Consider the following 19323-nt stretch of genomic DNA (forward strand, 5'->3'; position numbering starts at 1 on the left):
CGCTAATTTTTAAAACTGTAAGTATTACGGCCTTTTTGCTTGGCGTGATACAGCGCAATATCCGCCTGTTTGAACAACTGCTTCAAGGTGAATTCTGACGTGGGTTCAAACAACGCCAGGCCTATGCTCAACTGCACGGTAATCTCGTGACCGTGGATATGCATCGGTTTTTTAAAGACATTGAGCAGCTTATTCGCGACTTTTACCAGGCTTTCTTCAGAGTGCTGGTCCCTGACCACGATCACAAATTCATCGCCGCCAATCCGGCTGACGGTATCCACATCGCGGATATTGAATTTAAGCACATCCGCCACCTGCTTGATCACCTCATCGCCGACGTCGTGGCCGTAATTGTCATTGATACTTTTAAAGTGATCGACATCCAGCGCCATCAGGCCAAACATTTTGCCGAAGCGTTTGGCTTCTGAATGCACATAGTTCAGGCGGTTCTCCAGCAACCGCCGGTTAGGCAAGCCGGTCAGGCTATCCATCAATGCACCTTCAGACAGGTAGTAGCGCTCTTTAGCAAAAAAGTAGGCAAACAACCCAACCAGCAGACTGAACAGCAGGCTAAGTGAGACGCCAAATTTACGGTCATGCAAGTTGTGGATTTTTTTATTTTCAATCGCCCATTCCCACTTGCCATTGGGCACCAGGCTTTCCTGGATATAGACGTGCTTTTGCTTGAACAATGCCGGGTCGCCATAAAACACGTGTTTGTTATCGGCAGTCCTGATCGCAAACGTAAATTCTTGGCGCAGGTGATCTTTAAATGCGTCTTCTAAAAAAGCATGTGTATCAATCACCGTGGACATAATGCCCCAGTACTCGTCATCCACAAAAATCGGAAAGCGGTAAATCATACCGCTACCACCCTGGATCAGTTCCAGCGGGCCATCCAGCACGCCTTCCCTCGAGTCGATCGCCAATTTGACTTTTTCCCACTGCGCAGGCACATCGCGGTAATCAATGCCGATAATCTTTTCATTGGATTTTTCGGGGTAGACATAGGCCAGTTTGTAATTGACGGCCACGGCCAGGTTTCTCACATGCTGGGCCTGCTTCCACAGATCAGCCAGGATCGCCTGTACTTTTTTAGTCTCCAACTCATTGCGGTAGACTTTGATAAAACTGGACAAGCCGTTGGAGATAAACAGCAGCGCGTTTAGCTCACGGTCCATTTCAGAACGCAGCACACTGCCGTAAGAAGCCGCTTCGAGATAAGCTTCACTCTCATCTTTCTGGCGCTGGTATTCAAACAGGAAATACCAGAACAAAAAAGCGAACAGTGTAGCCAGCATCGCAACAAAAACGCTTTTTAATCTTTGACTGGGTTTACGAAACACTGGTTTTTGATCACTGAGTGGTTTGTAAGGATTTTATTTTAACAAGCCTGGGTTCTTTTGGCGCAAAAACAGGGTGTTTATCAGTCAGCTTTTAGATTGATTGCTGCGATAAAGATAAATTCGCCAGCATTGGCTGTAGATAATGTTGTCATATGCTAGCTCATATAAGACAACACTCGCTGTATTTGATCCGCGCTATTTGCCGCTAAAGATTTATCGCAGGGAGGAATCAGGATTTCCCTTAGTATGCGCTCATGAATAAATACAGCCGGATAAATCTGATCTGAGCAAAAATAGCCTACGTATATACAGATCTGTATATACCTAACAATATTTCATTATCTTGAGAGGAAATCCATGAAAAATCTATTGCTTATCACTGCCGTCACTTTCGCTGTCGCATCCGCTGCCTACGCACAAGATCCTATTGAACGCATGCATGCCAGCACCATGCAATCCTTCACCCCGGACACTGTTAAATGGCAAGACGAGCCCATCTTGCCAAAAGGGGCCAAGAGCGCCATCCTGGTCGGTGACCCGACGAAAAAAGGCGTGTTTATTGCCTGGCTCAAGTTTCCTGCCAATTACCCTATCCCTCCGCATACGCACCCTTTTACTGAAGTGGTGACTGTACTCAGTGGCAAGTTGGGCAATGGCATGGGCAAGGTACTGGACAAAACCAAAGGCGAAGTGCTGAATGCCGGTTCCAGTTTTGTACTACCTACCGGCCATACGCATTATGTGTGGACTACCGACCAGGAAACCATCGTCGAACTGATAGCCACCGGGCCTTGGGACATCACTTATACCAACCCGGCGGAGGACCCAAGAAAAAACGCAGCATCGTCTAAAAAATAAAGGCATTAGCCGCTACAGGGAACCCAGGCGGGATTGCCTGGTGAACCCTGCTGGCTTGAGCAACCCTGATCTCTTCACACATCCTGATTTGATTGCCTGCTTTGTGCATCATCGCAAGGCCAGATAATCAGGATGCCTTGTCTACCTGCGCGCATTTAAAACGAACGTCCCTGTTGCACAGGGGTCTGAGGGTAAAGCGAAGAAAAACGCTCTCAAACTGACTCTTTTATGACTATATGTTTTCTGCGCATTTTTATATAGTTTGAATGAAATCACTCCGGGGAGACATTGTGACCAGTCATGAAAAATTAAGACTCGCCAAACTCAGGTCATTGGGGTTGCTGGACTCTGACCCGGATGAATTCTTCGATTGCATCACCCGGGTTGCTTCCACCATTCTCGGCACGCCCATCTCAGTCATTTCCCTGGTGGATGAAAACCGGCAGTGGTTTAAATCCAGGCACGGCATAGAAGCCACCGAAACTGCCAGGGATATTTCCTTCTGTACTCACGCCGTCAGCAGTGGCAAGGAGCTTATCGTTGAGGACGCCAGCAATGATGAACGCTTCGCCAGCAATCCACTGGTGGTGAATGCGCCCAATATCCGCTTTTACGCGGGCATTCCCATTAAAAGTGTAGAAGGCTATTCGCTGGGCACCTTGTGTGTCATCGACAACAAGCCTAAACGCCCCAGCGTCAGCGAATTAAAGGCGCTCAATGACCTAGCCCAACTGGCCACCAAAGAAATCCAGTTCCGCGAGCGCATGCTCAGCGCACAAGACTCGATAGATCAAGCGCAGGGCAAATTCAAAAGCGTATTTGAAAGTGCCGGCGTCGGTATTGCGCTGGTCAACCCGACGGGCGGTTGGTTACAGGTCAACGATCAGTTATGCAAAATCGTCGATTACACTCAAACGGAATTGCTTGAGTTAACTTTCCAGGACATCACGCATCCTGAAGATTTAAACACCGACCTCAATCTGTTAGACCAGTTGGTAGGCGATAAGATAGACCGCTACCAGCTGGAGAAAAGATATATCCGCAAAGACCAGGCCACCATCTGGGTTGAAATCACCGTCACCAAACACACTACGGAGAGAGGCGAACTCGACTACTTTATCGCTATCGTGAAAGACATACAGGCGGCAAAAGAAACCGAATTTGCCCTGACTGCGCTAAGAAAAACGCTGGAAGAAAAAGTAGCGCAACGTACCGATGAATTGCACTTGGTCAATCAATCCCTCTCCAAGGCCTATCAGGAAAAAATCCACTCCGAGCAAGAGTTACAGAACAAAGAACTGGAGTTGCGAACTATCCTGGACAATGCCAATGAGGCCTATATCTGCATGGATGCGGAAGGACTGGTCACGGCCTGGAACAAGCAGGCGGAACATACCTTTGGCTGGCTGGAACAAGAGGCCATCGGCAGAAAACTGGAAAAGCTGATCATCCCCAGCGAATCGCAAGATGCCCACCATCATGGCATGCACAGGTACCTGACTGAAAAAAAATCCAGGATAGCAGGCACCCGTATCGAGCTGGAAGCAGTGCGCAAAGATGGCATCCGTATCCCGATTGAATTACAGGTCAATGCGCTGGAAATTAATCAGCAGGTGTTGTTTACCTCTTTCCTCAGAGATATTACCGAGCGTAAACAACTTGAGAACCTGCTCAAAAATGAAGCCAGAAATGACCCGCTGACCGGTCTTGCAAACCGGCGGAAACTGGAAGAAATCCTGCCGATCGCCTTCCAGCGCGCGAGGACAAATAACGTTTACCTGGCGCTGGTGTTTATTGACCTGGATGGTTTCAAACTGATTAATGACACCCATGGCCACCAGGTGGGCGACCAGCTACTGAAAGAAGTCGCCAACCGTATCAATCACTGTAGCAGGATGTCGGATACAGCCGTCAGGTACGCGGGCGATGAATTTGTGATCGTGCTGGAAAACCTGAAAACCAAGGATGACACTAATCGCATCTCGGCAAATATACAGAAAATCATGGCTGAACCGATCATGGTGGGTGATACGCAATTGCATATCACCCTCAGCATAGGTATTGCCTATTATGGCGGCCCCGAGCCTCAATCCATTGAGCCGCTGGAACTGATCAGGCTGGCGGATAAAGCGATGTACACCGCTAAAAAGAACGGCAAAAACGGGGTTGTGATCATTGATTAATCCGCTCGGATTCAGCATCACCCCGTCCATCCCTGCTTGAATCAAAGTGTTCACTGCACAGGCGGGGTTTGCTTGCCGGACTCCATCCAGTCATACGCGACTGGCAGAAAAATCAGGGTGAGTAACGTGGCTGTCAGCAGCCCGCCAATCACAACGATCGCCAACGGCCGCAAGATTTCCGAACCTACACCGGTGGCGAGTACGAATGGGATCAAACCAAACACTTCCACCAGCGCAGTCATCATCACCGGCCGTAGCCGCAAAGCAGTGCCTTCTAATACTGCGTCGCGGACTGTCCGCCCTTCTGTGCGCAATTGATTGATAAATGACACCAGCACAATACCGTTCAACATCGCTACACCGAACACCGCAATAAAACCGATGGCGGCAGGCACCGACAGATATTGCCCGGAAATCGCCAGTGCGAAAATGCCACCCATGGCAGCGAACGGCACATTGGCAAGTATCAGCCCGGCATAGCGCAGGGAGTGAAACGCGGTATACAACAACACAAAAATCAGGCCTATGGTCAGCGGCACGATCAGCGCCAGCTTGCCTAAGGCGCGCTGCTGATGCTTAAAAGCACCGCCCCATTCTATCCAATAGCCACTCGGCAATTGGATAGAATGGGCGATGCTGGCTTGCGCCTGTTTCACAAAGCCATCGATGTCACGGCCCTGCACATCCATTTGGATCACCGCATAGCGTTGCAACTGCTCGCGCCGGATAAATGCATAACCTTCTTCTGTGCTCAATGTCGCCACTTGAGAAAGCGGGATTAATGCACCTTGCGCCGTCCGGATAGGAATCTCGGCAATGGCTTTGAGATTGGCACGGAACTCAGGAGCAAACCACACCTGGATATCGAAGCGTTTCACACCATCGATTACCGTCGACACCGGCTTGCCGCCTATGCCGGACTGCACGACCTGCAATACATCGTCGGCATTCATGCCATAACGGGCAATGGCTTCCCGGTCTACCGCGATCTTTAATTGCGGCTTGCCCAAATTGGCCTCTAGCGATAACTCGGTGACGCCTTCCACATTAGCCAGCGTGGCTTTCACCTGGTTGGCAATCCGGTCTATGGTGGCCAACTCTTCACCGTAAACCTTGACGGACAAAGTCGCTCGCACGCCAGAAATCAGTTCTTCCACACGCATTTGTATCGGCTGCGTAGCAGCAATCACGGCTTCAGGCACCGCTTTTTCCAGTTGCGCCTGCAATTTATGCGCGAGTTGTGCATAGCTCATTTTTTCAGGCCAGTCGGATACAGGCTGTAAATGCACCAGGATTTCCATGTAGTTCACATCGGCGATTTCGCCTTTTTCGGCACGCCCTATCATGGCGACACTGCCTTTCACTTCCGGCATATGTTTCAGGCTGGCAGAAATACGGTCTGAAACAGTCAGTGACTGATCCAGTGACGCTGAGGGAATGCTGGTCACCCGGAACAGGATGTCCTGCTCTTGCAGGTTGGGCATAAACTCCTTGCCCAACAACGGGAACAGGATGAGTGAGGCAATAAACGCCAGTGCAGTCATCGCCACAATGACTTTCTGATGGGCCAGGCTCCATTGCAAGCATCGTGTGTAGCCTGACTTACATCTACGTATCAGCCATGGTTCTTTTTCCGTTGCTGGCTTTAATAACAGTGAGGCCAGCACAGGGATCAGCGTCAGTGTCAGCAGCATGGAACCTATCATGGCAAATGTCATATTGATCGCCAGTGGTTTGAACAGCTTGCCTTCCAGCCCGGAAAGTGAAAATATCGGCAGGAATACAACGGTGATGATCAACACCCCAAAAGCAATCGGATGGATGACTTCTTTGGCGGCAGCCAGGACTACCTGAGTTTGGTTAAATGGGGGCTGGTTCACATTACCCTGATTGCCATGCTCCCCGGCAAACTGCGACAGCCGCCGGTAACAGTTTTCCACCAGCACCAGTGGCCCATCTATGGTCATGCCCAGGCCAATGATCAAACCACCCAGTGACATTAAATTGGCCGAGACGCCGTAATATTCCATCAATATAAAAGCAAATAACCGCCCCAACGGGATAGCCACCACGACCACCAACGCTGCGCGCACTTCGCCCAGCAGCAGGAAAAGCACAGCGATGACCAGCAATGCGCCTTCGACCATCGCCCGGTCTGCCATGCGGATAGCCTTATCGATAATCGCGGTGCGGTCATACACTGTCTCCAGCGTCACGCCTGTTGGCAGTGTCGCCTTGATCAACGCCAGTTTCTGCTTGGCGGCATTGACCACTTGTTGTGCATTCTCACCCAGGCGCGCCAGCACCATGCCCATCACCACTTCTTGACCATCTTGCGTCACGGCGCCCACGCGCAAACCTGGGCCTTCGACGACTTTGGCAATATTTTCTATATATACCGGTGTGCCGTTATTTTCGGCGACTACAATCCTCTCGATATCGCGGCTGTTTTTCACCAGGCCTAATCCACGTACCAGAAACTGCTCCTGGCCGACATTGATAAACTGCCCGCCGACCTGCCGGTTATTGGCCGTGAGACGCGCAACCACTTGCGTAAAAGTGAGCCCGTATTTGAACAGTTTTTGCGGGTCGACCTGCACCTGGAATTGTTTTTCCTGGCCGCCCCACGAGGTAATATCATCGACGCCAGCGGTGGTCCGCAACACCATGCGCACCGTCCAGTCCTGCAGGGTGCGCAATTCCATCGCGTTCAGAGTGTCAGACTTCAAGGTATACCAAAGCACCTGCCCCAGCCCTGAAGTATTCGGCCCCAAAGTTGGCTCGCCATATCCCGGCTCACCATTCACCATCGTCATGCGTGCTTTGATATCCGCCAGCTTTTCGCTGACCAGGAACCTGGCCTGCTGGATATCGGTATGGTCTTTAAAATACACGCTGACATACGATAACCCGAACAAAGATACCGAGCGGATATGCTCTATGCCTTTGAGGCCAGCCAGGGCGCTTTCCACCGGAAAAGTGACTAACTGCTCCACATCTTCAGAAGCGAGGCCGGGCGATTCTGTGTAAATATTCACCTGGGCTGGCGTCACATCCGGGAAAGCATCCAAAGGCACATTTTGCCATGCCCTCACCCCAAAAAAGACCAGCAGCAAAGAAGCCAGAATCACCAGTAATCTATAACGCAACGCAGTTTCTAATATCCAGTGCAACATGGTGTTTCTCCTAATGCTCGTCGCTGATCTGGGATTTAAGCTGCCTGGCTTTCAGCGCATACACACCTGATTGCACGATGTGCTCGCCCTCACGCAAACCACTTTTGATTTCAACATCAGCACTCACCCGTAGTCCCAGGGCAACCGGACGCGCTTCAAAAGTCGTCTGCTCTACGCGCTCTTGCTGCACCGTTGTTTGTTGCGCGGCGTTTTGTTGTATCACGTTTTTCTGCAAGGTTTGGGGCAGTGCAATATACACATGCGGAATGCCTTGTATCATCACAATGGCCTCTGCGGGAACCACCAGCGCTGGCTGGCTGGCGGCATGGCTTAATACCGCAGTGGCAAACATATCGATGCGCAATTTATGATCCGGGTTGCGCAACTCAATGCGGGCTTTCACTGTGCGCGTGGTTTTATCCACCATACTGGCCAGGTAGCTGACCTTTCCTGAAAACACTTCTTCCGGGTAAGCGCTCACTGTCACGGCAGCGGTTTTGCCTATGGCGATATCCTTCAAGTCTTTTTCCGGCACATCGGCTTCAATCCAGACGGTAGACATATCCGCGATAGTGAAAATACTGTCTGTGGTTTTCGCCAGCTCGCCGATCACCGCGTTTTTTTCCAGCACTATCCCGGCAAACGGCGCGGTCAGCACATAAGTAGAGCCATTCTCTTTACTCAACCCGCCATACATGCGCAACCGTTCTGAATCTGCATAAGCCGCTGACTTTGCTCTCTCGAGCACAGACTGTGACTCTATCATTTGCTTTTGTGGCACCACTTTGTCTTCATGCAAGCGCGAGATACGTTCATAGTTGGCCTGCGCCAATGCCAGTTCACTTTGCGAACTGCGGTACTGCGCACGCGCCTCCCCCATCTGGATACTGTCGATCTCGGCCAGGCGTTGCCCGGCAGTCACCTGGTCACCAAGGTTGGCAATCACTTTGGATAGCTTGCCTTCTATGCGTGGCGTGACGTGGGCCAGTTTATTCTGGTTGGCGACGATATTGGCGGTGAATGTCAGCTGGTCTTGCAGCGGCCGTGAAGCCACCGGGCCGACAGAAATACCAAACTGCTTAAGCTCTGCCTCTGTGAATGTAAGGGTTTCAGCTACTTCATGCCCTGCACTGGCTTGCACTGCTGTTTCACTATGCCCTGATTGCGGACTGTTATCAGCAGTGCATGCGCTGAGCATCAGTACTGCCATCAGTGTGCCTATGTCCTTATTAAAAGCCTTTAGCGATACTGGTTTTTTGAATAGTTTGTACATGTGTTTATCCTGATCAATTCGCGGGCAAGGTGAGCATTAACCAGCCCGAAACGTATTCCAGCTCAACCTGGACCAGCCGGATGTCTTTTTGGGCATCGATGATGTCGCGTTGCGCATCTACCGTCTGCCGTTGCAGTATCAGCAATTGCGGCAAGCCGATTTCACCATTCTCAAAGGCGATTTTTGCCAGTTTCAGATTCTGTTCCAGCCGTGGGTAAACCTCTTTATCCAGCCGGCTGACGCGCTCGCGGATATTTTCACGGCGTAGCCAGGCAGCCTGGATGGCGGCTTTGGCATTGCGCGTGAGTGCGGTTCGGTTGATCTCAGACTGGGTGAATTCGGCCGTGGCGCGGCCTATCCCGGCGCCATTGCGGCGAAACAACGGTAGCGGCAGTGACAGGCCTACCGACGTGATATTGTCATCGCCGGCCATGGTGGCTTCGCGGCTATTGACCAGGCTGACGGTGAGGTCGGGATATTTGAGGGTTTGCTGCAACTCCAGCCGTGATCTGGCCGCCGATTCTTTGATGTTGAGTGATTGAATGGCTGGCCTGGCCGCCAATTTTTCGAGTAGATCAGTGAGGGTGTAGCTGGTGGCAGCAGGCATCAACTCCCCAGCTACCGTTGGCAATTCGGCCTCCCCTAGCTGCAAGGTCGCTGCCAGCTGCGCCCGCGCGCGTACCAGTTGCTCATTCAATGCACTTAACTGGTTGCGTGCTCGCTCAGTATCGACCACCGCCAGGTTGCCATCGAGCAGGCTGTCTTCGCCGGCCTGCACGCGCTTGCGCGATAAGGCGGTGTTTTGCTCTATCAGCGTCAGGATACGTTGCTCGACCTCTATGCGTTTCTGGATGGCAAGCACACTGACGAACTGTTCTTCCAGCTGTGCATGCAATAAACGGTACTCTTCAGCGATATCCAGCGCAACCGCCTGCTGACTCTGCTGGGCAGCGTTTCTGCGCAAGCCTTGCTGGCCAGCGATTTCAAAGGTTTGCGCAATACCAGCGCCCCACTCACCGTGCCGTGTATCAGCACCAGGCGATTGGCTAATATTACGCTGCCGCACATCCAGGTTTAGGACAGGGTTATAGTAAAGCAGCCCTTTGGCATCCTGGAAATCGCCGTCAGCAATGCTTTGGTTGGCAATCTGGCGCTGCAAATCGGCATTATTCCGGGTGGCAAACTGCCATGCCTGGTCCAGCGTTAATGGCGCAGCATGTAACGCTGTCATTGAAACACTTATGGCAAGCCATAAGCCAAAGCCGACAATGGCTGCAAACCGTCGCAGCCCTGTCATTCTCATAGGGATAAACACAGTGGAATCCTCTCTGTAAATCAATCATGTCCAGACGTGCTATCGCTAGCAACGCCTGTGAATGGCTATTGATTTAAAGGAGGATAGGCGGGCGGTACAAGCCTTTTAAGAAGGGATAACTGACGGGATCCAGTGCTTCTACACTGTAGGCACCGGAATCCAGCCGCGGGATGGCATGGGCGATGTCGCCCGAAATCAATCCGAGCAGATGGGCTGAAAAGTGGCAGGCATGATTGCAGGTGGATTCTTGATGTGGCTGGCGGCTGTCATGCGCGCTTTGCTGCAGATGCACATCGACCACAGTGGCGTTTTCAGGCGCGAATACATCATCGACCAATACTTGTGGCGACACCGCCCACGCTGACGAGCTTAGCAGCGAAAGCAGCGCGATAAAAGCGAATAGTCTTTTAAAAAATGGATGCATGCCAATTGAATTTATCAATTACATCGGCAATAGTCAAGAAACGGACAGATACCTCATCAATTCACAAGGCTGTTATACAGGTTTATAACCATTTTCAAGTTCATGATTAAAAAATATTATTAGCCAGATATTTAACAAAAATTAATAAAGGTGTAAGCTAGGTTTTATCAGTGTCATTGTGATCCTCCTACAGATTTTGGTAATAGGAAGTCGATCAATGACAAGGCGATAGCAATGAGAGTGTCCGTGTTTTAGATTAATCACTGGGGAGGGATAGCAATATGCGATTTGAAAGCATTGCCACAGATGAATTAATAAGAATCGCGCATGCCGGACTGGGCTTTAAACTGAGTGTGGCGAACAAGTCTCTTGACGACCTGATCAGGATTGCCGATGCGGCTAAAGATAAAAGCGCCAAAATCACTTTTACAGGCTTTACTCACCTGAGTGACTACGATATCAAACGCATTGAAATGGCCAGTGAAGGCCACGTGTTGTTTGAGCATTGAGTTACGATGCATTTACCTGCAAGCAGGTGCGGGTAAAAACATAATCAAACTTCAATAAACCCGGCGGTAAACGCTAGGACGATCAAGACCGCAATCACCACACCCATCATGCTTTTACTGGAATGATACTCACCCCAGTGAATGTTATAAGGCAAACTACGGGCGGCGCTCACAGCAGCCAGCACGACAAACACAATAAGCAGAGTACTAATCATGGCGTTCTCCTGCAAATCATTCAGGCATTACCAGTAAACCTGGCATATTCGGCCTTGAACTCTTGACGTTAAATGATGATTCATCATCCCAAACTCAAAGAAATGCCGCTATACAATTTATGCTGAATATTTTGTAGGAAAGTTCAGACAATCTATCTGACTGATGCCATGACTAATATGCTTGAGTTGTAACGACAGATGTCACTCAGGCTAATATTCTCCAGCCTTGCGCCCTTTCAAATGGCTGATCGCAAGCGCCTGCTTCACAGTCCGTGAGCATGATTTGCCTTCACGGGTCTGTAACCTTTCTTCACGGACACGCCCTTCACTTACCCTTTTTTCAGTGATGGTAGTCTGCTGGGAAGCTGGTTCGCCGCTCCTGTCGTCCAGATTTGTTGGTTCTATCCATGGATGTTCTGATCGTGTTTTTTCTAACATAGCAGTCTCCTTGCATGATGTCTCTGCCGTGTTCAATACCTCAAATTGCTATAGGGAATTACTTCAGTAGGAACAACAGAGACAGGTGATATAACATCACGATGGATGATAATTTAAGTACTTGAAGACAGCTTACGTGAGGATGCGGAGGCGCTCTGTCGGCGGTTTCAGAAACCTGCGTAGGAATTTTTACGCTAGTGCGCAAAAGTCATATGCATCAAGAAATTCTGACAAAGTTTTCAGGTAATCACCGATAAAAAAGCAGGCGTCAGGCAAGTATCTTTAAAGCGTTCGTGAACATTCACTGGAGATACATATGCCACCGTCACTCATCGCACAACACTTCTTCGGATCAACTGATGAAACCACCCATCCGGTATTCCCTGAGGAGTCGCACAAGCCGATCAAGCCTGATCCTGATACACCTTATCAACCGACGGAGCCGGCCGAACCGGATGTGCAACCTGACATCATAGGTGACAGCCAGGGATAAGCTCCCCCACGCTTGCCAGCTTCACTGGCAAGATGGCTGGAAGTTACTATTTCATTCAGCCTGTTCACTAAGCAGGGGGAGTCGCAGCAACCCTATACCCCGCTTCTGTGAGCCTGAATGCTTCATCCAGCGGTACTATCCACTCTTGTGATTTGGCATATTCAATGCCATTGACGAGATCTTCCTGACTCTTTTGTTTGTCGTACCAAACGCTACTCAACTTTGTTGCGAGCAGCGCCTCGCCTGTCAGTAGTTTGAAATGGTTAACGAAAATATCGATCAGTAAATGAGCGCTCACTTCGTCAGTATGCAGCGTGTCTTTCTCAACTTGTGGATTCGGATCCGCTTGATTGATCTGAGTTTCACCTGTCATGGTTAACCTCCTGTCAGCGCCACAATAATCAGGATCAGCAACACCAGCCCCAAACCACCACTCGGGTAATATCCCCATTTGGCACTGTGCGGCCAGGTAGGTAAAGCGCCAATCACGGCCAGAATTAATATCACTAACAATACGGTAATCAACATCACACTCTCCTATCACTAATCTGCTATGAAAACGACATCATCTTGCAGGTTGTTGGCAGAAAGCGTTATGTCACTGAGACTGAAATCACTGTAGGAATGGTCGGACACGCGGAGAGAGAACAAGCTGTCGCCAGCAATCCCCTCTGATTACAAAAGCATAGCGCTCACTTTCAGCCTTTTCCTACATGCTTTTCATCCACATCTGACAAAGTAAACCAGTGTATTTTTGTAGCATTCATCCCAAGCTTGCGCTGAGTATGCATACATTTTAAGGGGGCGATTCAGATGGATTTCTCAACATTTCACTTAACCATCCCGCTGTGGGAAATCGTCCTGCGCGGATCAGTGGTGTACTGGTTCCTGTTCATTATTTTCAGGGCTATCCTGCGGCGTAGCATGGGCAGTGTGGGCGTCAGTGACTTCCTGTTCGTGGTGATTATTGCCGACGCCTCCCAGAACGCCATGAGTGGTGACGCCAAATCGATCTCAGATGGCCTGGTGCTCATCATCGTCCTGGTATTCTGGAATTTGTTGATTGATTTTCTCAGTTTCAAATATGCCTGGGTAAGGAGAATGGTCGAAGCCCAACCGCTGGTATTGGTTAAAAATGGCATCTTGCAAAGAAAAGAGATGCGCAAGGAATTCGTCACCAAAGATGAAATCATGGCCAAGCTCAGGGAAGAAGGCATAGGCAACATCTCTGAAGTGAAACAAATGCAAATAGAAATGGATGGGGAGATCAGCGTGATTCGCTATGACAATTAATCACATGCAATCATTAGGGTTGCCGCCAGATTTACCATCTCAGCCCATAAAATAAAAAAAATTAACATTTAATCGTTCCTGACTCTACAGACTCGCCAACTCGCGCCGATAACTACCCTATGGAAGATAATTAGTATAAATTTAATTATTTTAAATAAAGCTTCAAGATCGATATCCAAACAACATTAACGAAAAAAAATAAATTATGTTTATCACTCTTGTATCTCGCGCGCATTTAATCTTTTCCAGATCGCAAACGCCTGTCCTTTAACGCTAACCGGCCATATTTACTGGCTGAAAAAATTGCCGACGCAGCGATAAGACTGAGCTTCTGGAAGGGTGTATCAATATGAATAATCTGTTAAAAATGGGGTGGCGTAACAACCGGGTGCTGACTGGAGTCACCATCCTCCTGATCATCATCACCGCCTTTGTTTCTATCTTTTTATCCCTGATGATTGCGCAGAATCAGGCCATTTCAAAAGAAACCAAACGCCTACGCGAAATCACCAACGGCGTGTTAATGCGCATGAGTTCTACGCGGGCGCAGTTCACCAATGTGGTCAAACATTTCTCACATGTGGCAGAAAAAGATGCCTGTGCTCCACAGCATATTCAGAAGATGCAGGAATTCAATATCTCCGGCTTTTTCCTGCAAGCAGTCGCGCATGTCAAAGATAACCGGATTGTATGTTCCTCAATTTCAGAAGTATTCGATGGCATCACACTGGGCACCCCGTTCAGGATAGAGCCGGACGGCACCCGCTTATGGGCCAATATCAAAGTCTCCGATTGGCAAAATCACCATCTGGTAGTGATGGAAAAAGCGGGCTGGGCCATTGTAATGGTCCCCAGTCATGCGATAGAGGCATTGGGTAATTCCGGGGTATCAGTCGGCATTTTCGGTATCCAGTCGCACAAGCTGTATACCGCCAGAGGTGAGATAGCACCTGAATGGCTACAGCGATATCAGGGTAAGCAAGCGCTTACTTTTATTGATAAAGAGCGTCATATGCTGGTCTACATGGCGCCTAACCAGTTGAACCTGACCGGTGTAGTGGCTGCAATGCCATTGAAGGATATCAACGACGACCTCGTTTCATTTATCCAGATCCTGATTCCGCTGGCGATGGTGGTGGGCATCTCGCTAGGTGGCATTTTCGTTTACATGCAACGCACCCGTTATTCGACAAAGTCAGCCATTTTACGCGGTCTGGCAAAGAACGAATTTTACCTGGAATACCAGCCCATCATGAACTTGCAGAACAATCAATGCGTAGGCGCAGAAGCGTTGATCCGCTGGAAAACTCCAGACAATAATTTTATCAGCCCGGACACTTTTATCCCTGCCGCTGAAGCTTCCGGCGTCATCTGCCAGATCACCCAGCGCGTATTTGAGTTAGTGGCGAAAGATATGCACACCGCACTGAACATGCATAAAAACTTTCACGTCGGCATCAATATCTCTTCACTTGATATTCGTTCAGGCAAGTTATTACCGATGATAGAGCACCTGAAAAAAACCACCGGTGCGCAAGGCAAACAAATTGTCATTGAAGTGACCGAACGCGGATTTCTTGATGATGACGAGGCACTGACCACCATTAAAAATATCCGTGCCTGTGGCGTGATGGTGGCGATTGATGATTTTGGGACAGGTTACTCCAGCTTGTCCTACCTGACCAAATTCCAGCTCGATTACCTGAAAATAGATAAGACCTTTGTCGACTCGGTGGGCACCGATGCCGTGACCAGCCATGTCGCTTTCCATATCATTGAAATGGCAAAAACCTTGCAACTGGATATGGTGGCCGAAGGCGTTGAAACTGAGCAGCAGGCAAAGATACTGCGCGAGCGCGGTGTAAAATATGTACAAGGCTGGCTATTCTCGAAGTCACTCAAGCGCAAAGATTTTTACAGCTACCTGGAAAAGCATACTTAACATCTTGATAGATGCTCGGATTGAATACACCTCTTCCATCCACCCATAGTTCAGCCATAAAAAATTCCGTCATAAAAAAACGCAGCAGCGCTGCGTTTTTTTACTGCCACTATCTTCCAGATTACTTCGGTGATAATTACTTTTTCTGCCGGATCTCTGCCAGCGTCTGGTTGATTTGAGACTTCAACTTTTCATTTCCCTCCGCTAGCGCCAGGCCTTGTTTGGCCACCGTTTCGGCTTGGGTGATCCGCTTCTGCGCCAATAATACATTGGCTAAATTATTATAGGCGGCGGCAGATTCAGGGTGTACTTCAGTCACTTTTTTAAAGCTGCTGCCCGCCAGCGGCAGGTCACCGGCAGCGTAAGCCGCATTGCCTAAACCCATCAGCAATACCAGGTGATCAGGCCATTTTTTTACGGCAGCCTGATAAGCTGTTTTCTTGGCCGGGGCTGGCGCATTTCTTTCATAGGCGACTAACGCTTTCGCCACATCATCCGCACTGGCGCTGGCTGGTAATTGCCCTGGAGTCAATGCGACAAACGCCCAGTGCTCGCTGCGTGCCCAAGTGCGTTGAAAAGCGCTGAGCGACATCTCCTGACGTTGATAAGGCCCTGACCGCAACCAGACCAACTCTTTATTCATATCGTAACCAACCACTACCGCATAGTGCCACGATGGCACCCAGGAAAAACCCAGGTTCTGCATGACCACCACTACATTGCCAGCCGCAATCTCCTGCATCACCGCCTCGAGCTGCGGCGGGATTTGTACAGAGATGGCACCATGTCGTCTGGCGGCGGCCAGCATTTCAATCTGTAGGCTACCTTGCCGGCTTGGCACATACACTTCCGGCGTCAGCTGATCGGGCGTGACTGCAATACTCACCGCGTTTAACGCGGTGGCCAAAGCGGCAGGGCCACATTGATACTGCTCTTGCGGAAAGAAAGGGGTCTGGGTGAGTTCGGCGTGGCGCGGTAGCTGGGTGTTTTGCGTGGCTTCGCGTACGCCAGTGGCGGCACACGCAGTGAGCAGGCACAAAAAAGCCAGCATGCAATAACGATACAGTCTGGCTTTTATGCTGCTCATATATTTAATGTTCCATCTCGCAAAGTGATTTGCGAGATGATAAAGCATTAACGTACTGAACGTGTGAACGGGAAGATTTTAGTGAAACCAAGGATATCAGTCAGCAACAAGACCAGGAACACCAGCACGATCGCACCAATGATACCGCCGCCAGCCGGAGCCTTATCCAATTGTGTCGCCAGTTTATTGGCTTCATCATCATTCAGTGCTGCCACGCGGGATTTGGCTTCCACCGGGTCAATGCCGCGCGCTACCAATGCAGATTGCACTTCGTCACGTGTCAGCATATCCACAATTTTTGCGCGGTCCTGCTCACCTTTAGCGGTGACTGCCGATTCCGCAACTTGTTCGGTCGCTATCATGGCCGCCTGCACTGTCTGGATAGAGCCAGTGAATAAAATTGACATTGCCAAGAAGGCGCTTAAAAAACGTTTTGCCATGATCATGATGTGCTTCCTTATAAAAAATTAAACTAGAGATAAAAATTGGCTTAGATATTTCTATCCAAGCCAATTGAATACGTTTTCCTACAACCTGCCGGTCAATGCAAGGATGAGCAGGATCAACACTACCAGTCCCAGCCCGCCACTTGGGTAATATCCCCAACCGGAACTATAAGGCCAGGCAGGCAAGGCGCCGATTAAGGCAAGAATCAGAATTACAAGCAGGACAGTTCTAAGCATAAGGTTCTCCTTGACATCAAACTATTGCCGGAAATCGAGCAATGTTGTTTTGAATTATTAAATTAATTGAGGCTCAATCATGCAGGCAAGCCACTTGCCACGCTATGCAGTTATGGCTGAATTAAGTGTAGGAATATTCCGATAGCGGAAAATATGCTTGACCCGATTTAATGTGCATTTATAATGCACATTAAATAGACAAAGGATTTTTGTGCAACTTACGCGCTTTTCAGATTTGGGTTTACGGCTGCTGATGTACCTGGCGGTGAATGACCGTGAGTCACCACCAGTGACGGTGGCCGAAGTTGCCCTGCAATTCAAGATGGCGCGTAATCACCTGGTGAAAGTGTCGGCCACCCTGACCAAACATGGCTATATTCGGTCCCTGCGCGGACGCACTGGCGGTATTGAACTTGCCCGCCCGCCCGAGCAAATCAAGGTAGGCGACCTGGTCAGGCTGCTGGAAGGTTCTGAGCATCTGATCGATTGCGAAGCCCTGCATTGCGTGTTGAACCCGGCATGCGGGCTCAAGGCGGCACTAAGCCATGCACTGAATACCTTTTACGATACATTGAACACTTACACCCTGGCCAGCATTCTAAGGGGTAGGTCTACCAGTTCAATTCAAACATTGCAGTACGACTATATACGACTTGTTGGGTAACAAAAATGCACGGGCAGCCCTGCCCGTTTTTTTGACATTTAAATATGCATTTTTTATGCATAATATAATAAAGGAGAAAGATATGTTTTCTGAAACCGCAGTGCCTTATATCAAAGCCAGTGTGCCGGTGTTACGCGAGCACGGCGTCCAGATCACCACGGTGTTCTACGCCAACCTGTTCAAGGCGCATCCGCACCTGCTGAATCTATTCAATATGCGTAATCAGGCAGATGGCATACAGCAACAATCACTGGCGGCAGCGGTGTTTGCCTATGCGGCAAACTTCGAGAACCCGGCGGCGTTGGCGCCGGTGATTACCCGCATTGTGCATAAACATGCGTCGCTAGGTATCACTGCTGACCTTTACCCTATCGTAGGCACACATCTGTTAGGCGCCATCAAAGAAGTCTTGGGTGACGCGGCAACGCCTCCTCTGCTGGACGCCTGGGCCGAAGCATATGGCGCACTCGCCAATGCCCTGATCGCTGAAGAAAAAAAACTTTATGGCAAAACCACTGCGCCGGGCGAGCTGATGCAGATGCGGGTGGCAGACATCATCACGCAAAGCCCCACAGCCAAAACGTTCAGGTTACAGCCGCTGAACCAGACTGCGGTGCCTGCCTATATTCCCGGGCAATACATCAGCGTTTATATCACTTTTGCCGATGGTCAACGCCAGCCGCGACAATACAGCCTGTCTGATGCGCCGGGGCAAAACAGCTTGTCCATTACGGTCAAAAAAGAACCGCTCACTGGCCAGGCTGCAGATAAATCCGTTTCCAACTGGCTGCATGACAATCTCAAGATTGGGGATAGCCTGAGTGTTAGCCACCCTTATGGTGAATTTGCGATAGAGGCACAGCACGACAAGCCTATCGTGATGCTGGCGGCGGGCGTCGGTATCACTCCCATGATCTCTGCGTTGAATCACCTGGCCACAGTGAACCCGCAACATACGGTCCATTTGCTGTATGCCGTGCGCTCCCCTGAGGAGTACTTGCATAGAGCGGATATTGAACAGGCGATCAAAGCGATGCCGCAGTTGACATTCAAACTGTATCCCAGCCAGGCAGCCGCGGACGCCCAAGGCAGGCTGACGATTGACGATATCCCGCAGGCAATCCTCCAGAATGCAGAAATTTATATGTGTGGGCCAACCAGTTTCATGCAGGCGCAGAAGCAACACCTAGTCGCGTCAGGGGTGGCTGCATCCAGCATTCACAAAGAAGTATTCGGGCCGGATTTATTAGAAGAATTGGTCTAACGCTCAAAACAAAGGCGACTCAAACGGGGCCTTTGTTTTATTCAGCCCGAGACCTGGACGCCTCCATTGCCGCATTAACATATTCACTGCAATTTTGAATCTTTTGTGAAAACGCCAGAAATACCGGTTTCCGGTTTAAGTTAACTACTTTTCGTTACGT

20 protein-coding genes are annotated in these 19323 nt (G+C 49.8%); 8 read left to right on the forward strand and 12 right to left on the reverse strand.

The features are described 5' to 3' along the window. Positions 1–2: 2 nt before the first annotated feature. Positions 3–1301: a diguanylate cyclase domain-containing protein gene (locus tag ACSSVF_RS02360; RefSeq protein ID WP_492405182.1), complete on the reverse strand. Its 1299-nt coding sequence runs from the start codon at positions 1299–1301 to the stop codon at positions 3–5. Between the two features lie 402 nt (positions 1302–1703). Between ACSSVF_RS02360 and ACSSVF_RS02365 the strand changes: the two genes are divergently transcribed. Continuing rightward, positions 1704–2204, forward strand: a complete 501-nt coding sequence (locus tag ACSSVF_RS02365; RefSeq protein ID WP_492405184.1) for a cupin domain-containing protein — start codon at positions 1704–1706, stop codon at positions 2202–2204. A gap of 290 nt (positions 2205–2494) precedes the next feature. Next, positions 2495–4387, forward strand: coding sequence for a diguanylate cyclase domain-containing protein (locus ACSSVF_RS02370; RefSeq protein ID WP_492405186.1), 1893 nt, complete (start codon positions 2495–2497; stop codon positions 4385–4387). A 50-nt stretch (positions 4388–4437) separates the two neighbouring features. Here ACSSVF_RS02370 and ACSSVF_RS02375 read toward each other — a convergent pair whose 3' ends face one another. From ACSSVF_RS02375 to ACSSVF_RS02390, 4 genes are all read right to left on the reverse strand, one after another. Then, positions 4438–7563 carry an efflux RND transporter permease subunit gene (locus tag ACSSVF_RS02375; protein WP_492405187.1) on the reverse strand — a complete coding sequence of 1042 codons (3126 nt, stop codon included), beginning with the start codon at positions 7561–7563 and terminating at the stop codon, positions 4438–4440. Positions 7564–7573: 10 nt separating this feature from the next. Continuing rightward, positions 7574–8836: an efflux RND transporter periplasmic adaptor subunit gene (locus ACSSVF_RS02380; protein WP_492405189.1), complete on the reverse strand. Its 1263-nt coding sequence runs from the start codon at positions 8834–8836 to the stop codon at positions 7574–7576. A gap of 13 nt (positions 8837–8849) precedes the next feature. Further along, on the reverse strand, positions 8850–10067 hold the full coding sequence (locus ACSSVF_RS02385) for a TolC family protein (RefSeq protein WP_492405191.1): 1218 nt from the start codon (positions 10065–10067) through the stop codon (positions 8850–8852). Positions 10068–10224: 157 nt separating this feature from the next. Continuing rightward, on the reverse strand, positions 10225–10575 hold the full coding sequence (locus ACSSVF_RS02390; RefSeq protein ID WP_492405193.1) for a hypothetical protein: 351 nt from the start codon (positions 10573–10575) through the stop codon (positions 10225–10227). 281 nt (positions 10576–10856) lie between these two features. Here ACSSVF_RS02390 and ACSSVF_RS02395 point away from each other — a divergent pair, with 281 nt between their 5' ends. After that, positions 10857–11084, forward strand: coding sequence for a hypothetical protein (locus ACSSVF_RS02395; RefSeq protein ID WP_492405194.1), 228 nt, complete (start codon positions 10857–10859; stop codon positions 11082–11084). Between the two features lie 44 nt (positions 11085–11128). On the opposite strand, the gene ACSSVF_RS02400 is transcribed toward ACSSVF_RS02395, so the two are convergent. Both ACSSVF_RS02400 and ACSSVF_RS02405 read right to left on the reverse strand, forming a co-directional pair. After that, positions 11129–11299 (reverse strand): DUF3309 family protein, encoded by a 171-nt coding sequence (locus tag ACSSVF_RS02400; RefSeq protein WP_492405195.1) that lies wholly within the window; start codon positions 11297–11299, stop codon positions 11129–11131. A gap of 210 nt (positions 11300–11509) precedes the next feature. Next, on the reverse strand, positions 11510–11737 hold the full coding sequence (locus tag ACSSVF_RS02405) for a hypothetical protein (RefSeq protein WP_492405197.1): 228 nt from the start codon (positions 11735–11737) through the stop codon (positions 11510–11512). A gap of 316 nt (positions 11738–12053) precedes the next feature. Between ACSSVF_RS02405 and ACSSVF_RS02410 the strand changes: the two genes are divergently transcribed. Then, positions 12054–12230, forward strand: coding sequence for a hypothetical protein (locus ACSSVF_RS02410; protein WP_492405199.1), 177 nt, complete (start codon positions 12054–12056; stop codon positions 12228–12230). 67 nt (positions 12231–12297) lie between these two features. Here the strand turns inward: ACSSVF_RS02410 and ACSSVF_RS02415 are convergent, their stop codons facing one another. Both ACSSVF_RS02415 and ACSSVF_RS02420 read right to left on the reverse strand, forming a co-directional pair. Beyond that, positions 12298–12603, reverse strand: a complete 306-nt coding sequence (locus ACSSVF_RS02415) for a hypothetical protein (protein WP_492405200.1) — start codon at positions 12601–12603, stop codon at positions 12298–12300. 2 nt (positions 12604–12605) lie between these two features. After that, positions 12606–12758 carry a DUF3309 family protein gene (locus tag ACSSVF_RS02420; RefSeq protein WP_492405201.1) on the reverse strand — a complete coding sequence of 51 codons (153 nt, stop codon included), beginning with the start codon at positions 12756–12758 and terminating at the stop codon, positions 12606–12608. A 285-nt stretch (positions 12759–13043) separates the two neighbouring features. Here ACSSVF_RS02420 and ACSSVF_RS02425 point away from each other — a divergent pair, with 285 nt between their 5' ends. After that, positions 13044–13523, forward strand: coding sequence for a DUF421 domain-containing protein (locus ACSSVF_RS02425; RefSeq protein ID WP_492405202.1), 480 nt, complete (start codon positions 13044–13046; stop codon positions 13521–13523). Positions 13524–13872: 349 nt separating this feature from the next. Beyond that, positions 13873–15465 (forward strand): EAL domain-containing protein, encoded by a 1593-nt coding sequence (locus tag ACSSVF_RS02430; RefSeq protein ID WP_492405204.1) that lies wholly within the window; start codon positions 13873–13875, stop codon positions 15463–15465. A 136-nt stretch (positions 15466–15601) separates the two neighbouring features. Here ACSSVF_RS02430 and ACSSVF_RS02435 read toward each other — a convergent pair whose 3' ends face one another. The 3 genes from ACSSVF_RS02435 to ACSSVF_RS02445 all read right to left on the reverse strand — a co-directional run bounded on the left by ACSSVF_RS02435 (position 15602) and on the right by ACSSVF_RS02445 (position 17235). Further along, positions 15602–16552 carry a PA2778 family cysteine peptidase gene (locus ACSSVF_RS02435; RefSeq protein WP_492405206.1) on the reverse strand — a complete coding sequence of 317 codons (951 nt, stop codon included), beginning with the start codon at positions 16550–16552 and terminating at the stop codon, positions 15602–15604. A 47-nt stretch (positions 16553–16599) separates the two neighbouring features. Further along, positions 16600–16959, reverse strand: a complete 360-nt coding sequence (locus ACSSVF_RS02440; RefSeq protein ID WP_492405208.1) for a PA2779 family protein — start codon at positions 16957–16959, stop codon at positions 16600–16602. 120 nt (positions 16960–17079) lie between these two features. Further along, the gene (locus tag ACSSVF_RS02445) at positions 17080–17235 is read right to left on the reverse strand and encodes a DUF3309 family protein (protein ID WP_379034383.1); all 156 of its coding nucleotides are present in this window, start codon (positions 17233–17235) and stop codon (positions 17080–17082) included. A gap of 211 nt (positions 17236–17446) precedes the next feature. Between ACSSVF_RS02445 and ACSSVF_RS02450 the strand changes: the two genes are divergently transcribed. Both ACSSVF_RS02450 and ACSSVF_RS02455 read left to right on the forward strand, forming a co-directional pair. Continuing rightward, positions 17447–17899, forward strand: coding sequence for an RrF2 family transcriptional regulator (locus ACSSVF_RS02450; RefSeq protein ID WP_492405210.1), 453 nt, complete (start codon positions 17447–17449; stop codon positions 17897–17899). An 82-nt stretch (positions 17900–17981) separates the two neighbouring features. Continuing rightward, positions 17982–19163: a globin domain-containing protein gene (locus tag ACSSVF_RS02455; protein ID WP_492405212.1), complete on the forward strand. Its 1182-nt coding sequence runs from the start codon at positions 17982–17984 to the stop codon at positions 19161–19163. The last annotated feature ends 160 nt before the right edge of the window (positions 19164–19323 follow it).

Source organism: Methylophilus sp. E2MeOHC9 (assembly GCF_058744375.1).

What these genes read in the sequence shown, in the direction of transcription:
- ACSSVF_RS02445 (WP_379034383.1), bottom strand. Translation starts at nt 17,235, where the DNA reads ATGCTTAGAACTGTCCTGCTTGTAATTCTGATTCTTGCCTTAATCGGC.
- ACSSVF_RS02380 (WP_492405189.1), bottom strand. Translation starts at nt 8,836, where the DNA reads ATGTACAAACTATTCAAAAAACCAGTATCGCTAAAGGCTTTTAATAAG.
- ACSSVF_RS02360 (WP_492405182.1), bottom strand. Translation starts at nt 1,301, where the DNA reads ATGCTGGCTACACTGTTCGCTTTTTTGTTCTGGTATTTCCTGTTTGAA.
- ACSSVF_RS02430 (WP_492405204.1), top strand. Translation starts at nt 13,873, where the DNA reads ATGAATAATCTGTTAAAAATGGGGTGGCGTAACAACCGGGTGCTGACT.
- ACSSVF_RS02405 (WP_492405197.1), bottom strand. Translation starts at nt 11,737, where the DNA reads ATGTTAGAAAAAACACGATCAGAACATCCATGGATAGAACCAACAAAT.
- ACSSVF_RS02440 (WP_492405208.1), bottom strand. Translation starts at nt 16,959, where the DNA reads ATGTCAATTTTATTCACTGGCTCTATCCAGACAGTGCAGGCGGCCATG.
- ACSSVF_RS02415 (WP_492405200.1), bottom strand. Translation starts at nt 12,603, where the DNA reads ATGACAGGTGAAACTCAGATCAATCAAGCGGATCCGAATCCACAAGTT.
- ACSSVF_RS02385 (WP_492405191.1), bottom strand. Translation starts at nt 10,067, where the DNA reads ATGACAGCGTTACATGCTGCGCCATTAACGCTGGACCAGGCATGGCAG.
- ACSSVF_RS02425 (WP_492405202.1), top strand. Translation starts at nt 13,044, where the DNA reads ATGGATTTCTCAACATTTCACTTAACCATCCCGCTGTGGGAAATCGTC.
- ACSSVF_RS02455 (WP_492405212.1), top strand. Translation starts at nt 17,982, where the DNA reads ATGTTTTCTGAAACCGCAGTGCCTTATATCAAAGCCAGTGTGCCGGTG.
- ACSSVF_RS02410 (WP_492405199.1), top strand. Translation starts at nt 12,054, where the DNA reads ATGCCACCGTCACTCATCGCACAACACTTCTTCGGATCAACTGATGAA.
- ACSSVF_RS02400 (WP_492405195.1), bottom strand. Translation starts at nt 11,299, where the DNA reads ATGATTAGTACTCTGCTTATTGTGTTTGTCGTGCTGGCTGCTGTGAGC.
- ACSSVF_RS02375 (WP_492405187.1), bottom strand. Translation starts at nt 7,563, where the DNA reads ATGTTGCACTGGATATTAGAAACTGCGTTGCGTTATAGATTACTGGTG.
- ACSSVF_RS02395 (WP_492405194.1), top strand. Translation starts at nt 10,857, where the DNA reads ATGCGATTTGAAAGCATTGCCACAGATGAATTAATAAGAATCGCGCAT.
- ACSSVF_RS02420 (WP_492405201.1), bottom strand. Translation starts at nt 12,758, where the DNA reads ATGTTGATTACCGTATTGTTAGTGATATTAATTCTGGCCGTGATTGGC.
- ACSSVF_RS02435 (WP_492405206.1), bottom strand. Translation starts at nt 16,552, where the DNA reads ATGAGCAGCATAAAAGCCAGACTGTATCGTTATTGCATGCTGGCTTTT.
- ACSSVF_RS02390 (WP_492405193.1), bottom strand. Translation starts at nt 10,575, where the DNA reads ATGCATCCATTTTTTAAAAGACTATTCGCTTTTATCGCGCTGCTTTCG.
- ACSSVF_RS02365 (WP_492405184.1), top strand. Translation starts at nt 1,704, where the DNA reads ATGAAAAATCTATTGCTTATCACTGCCGTCACTTTCGCTGTCGCATCC.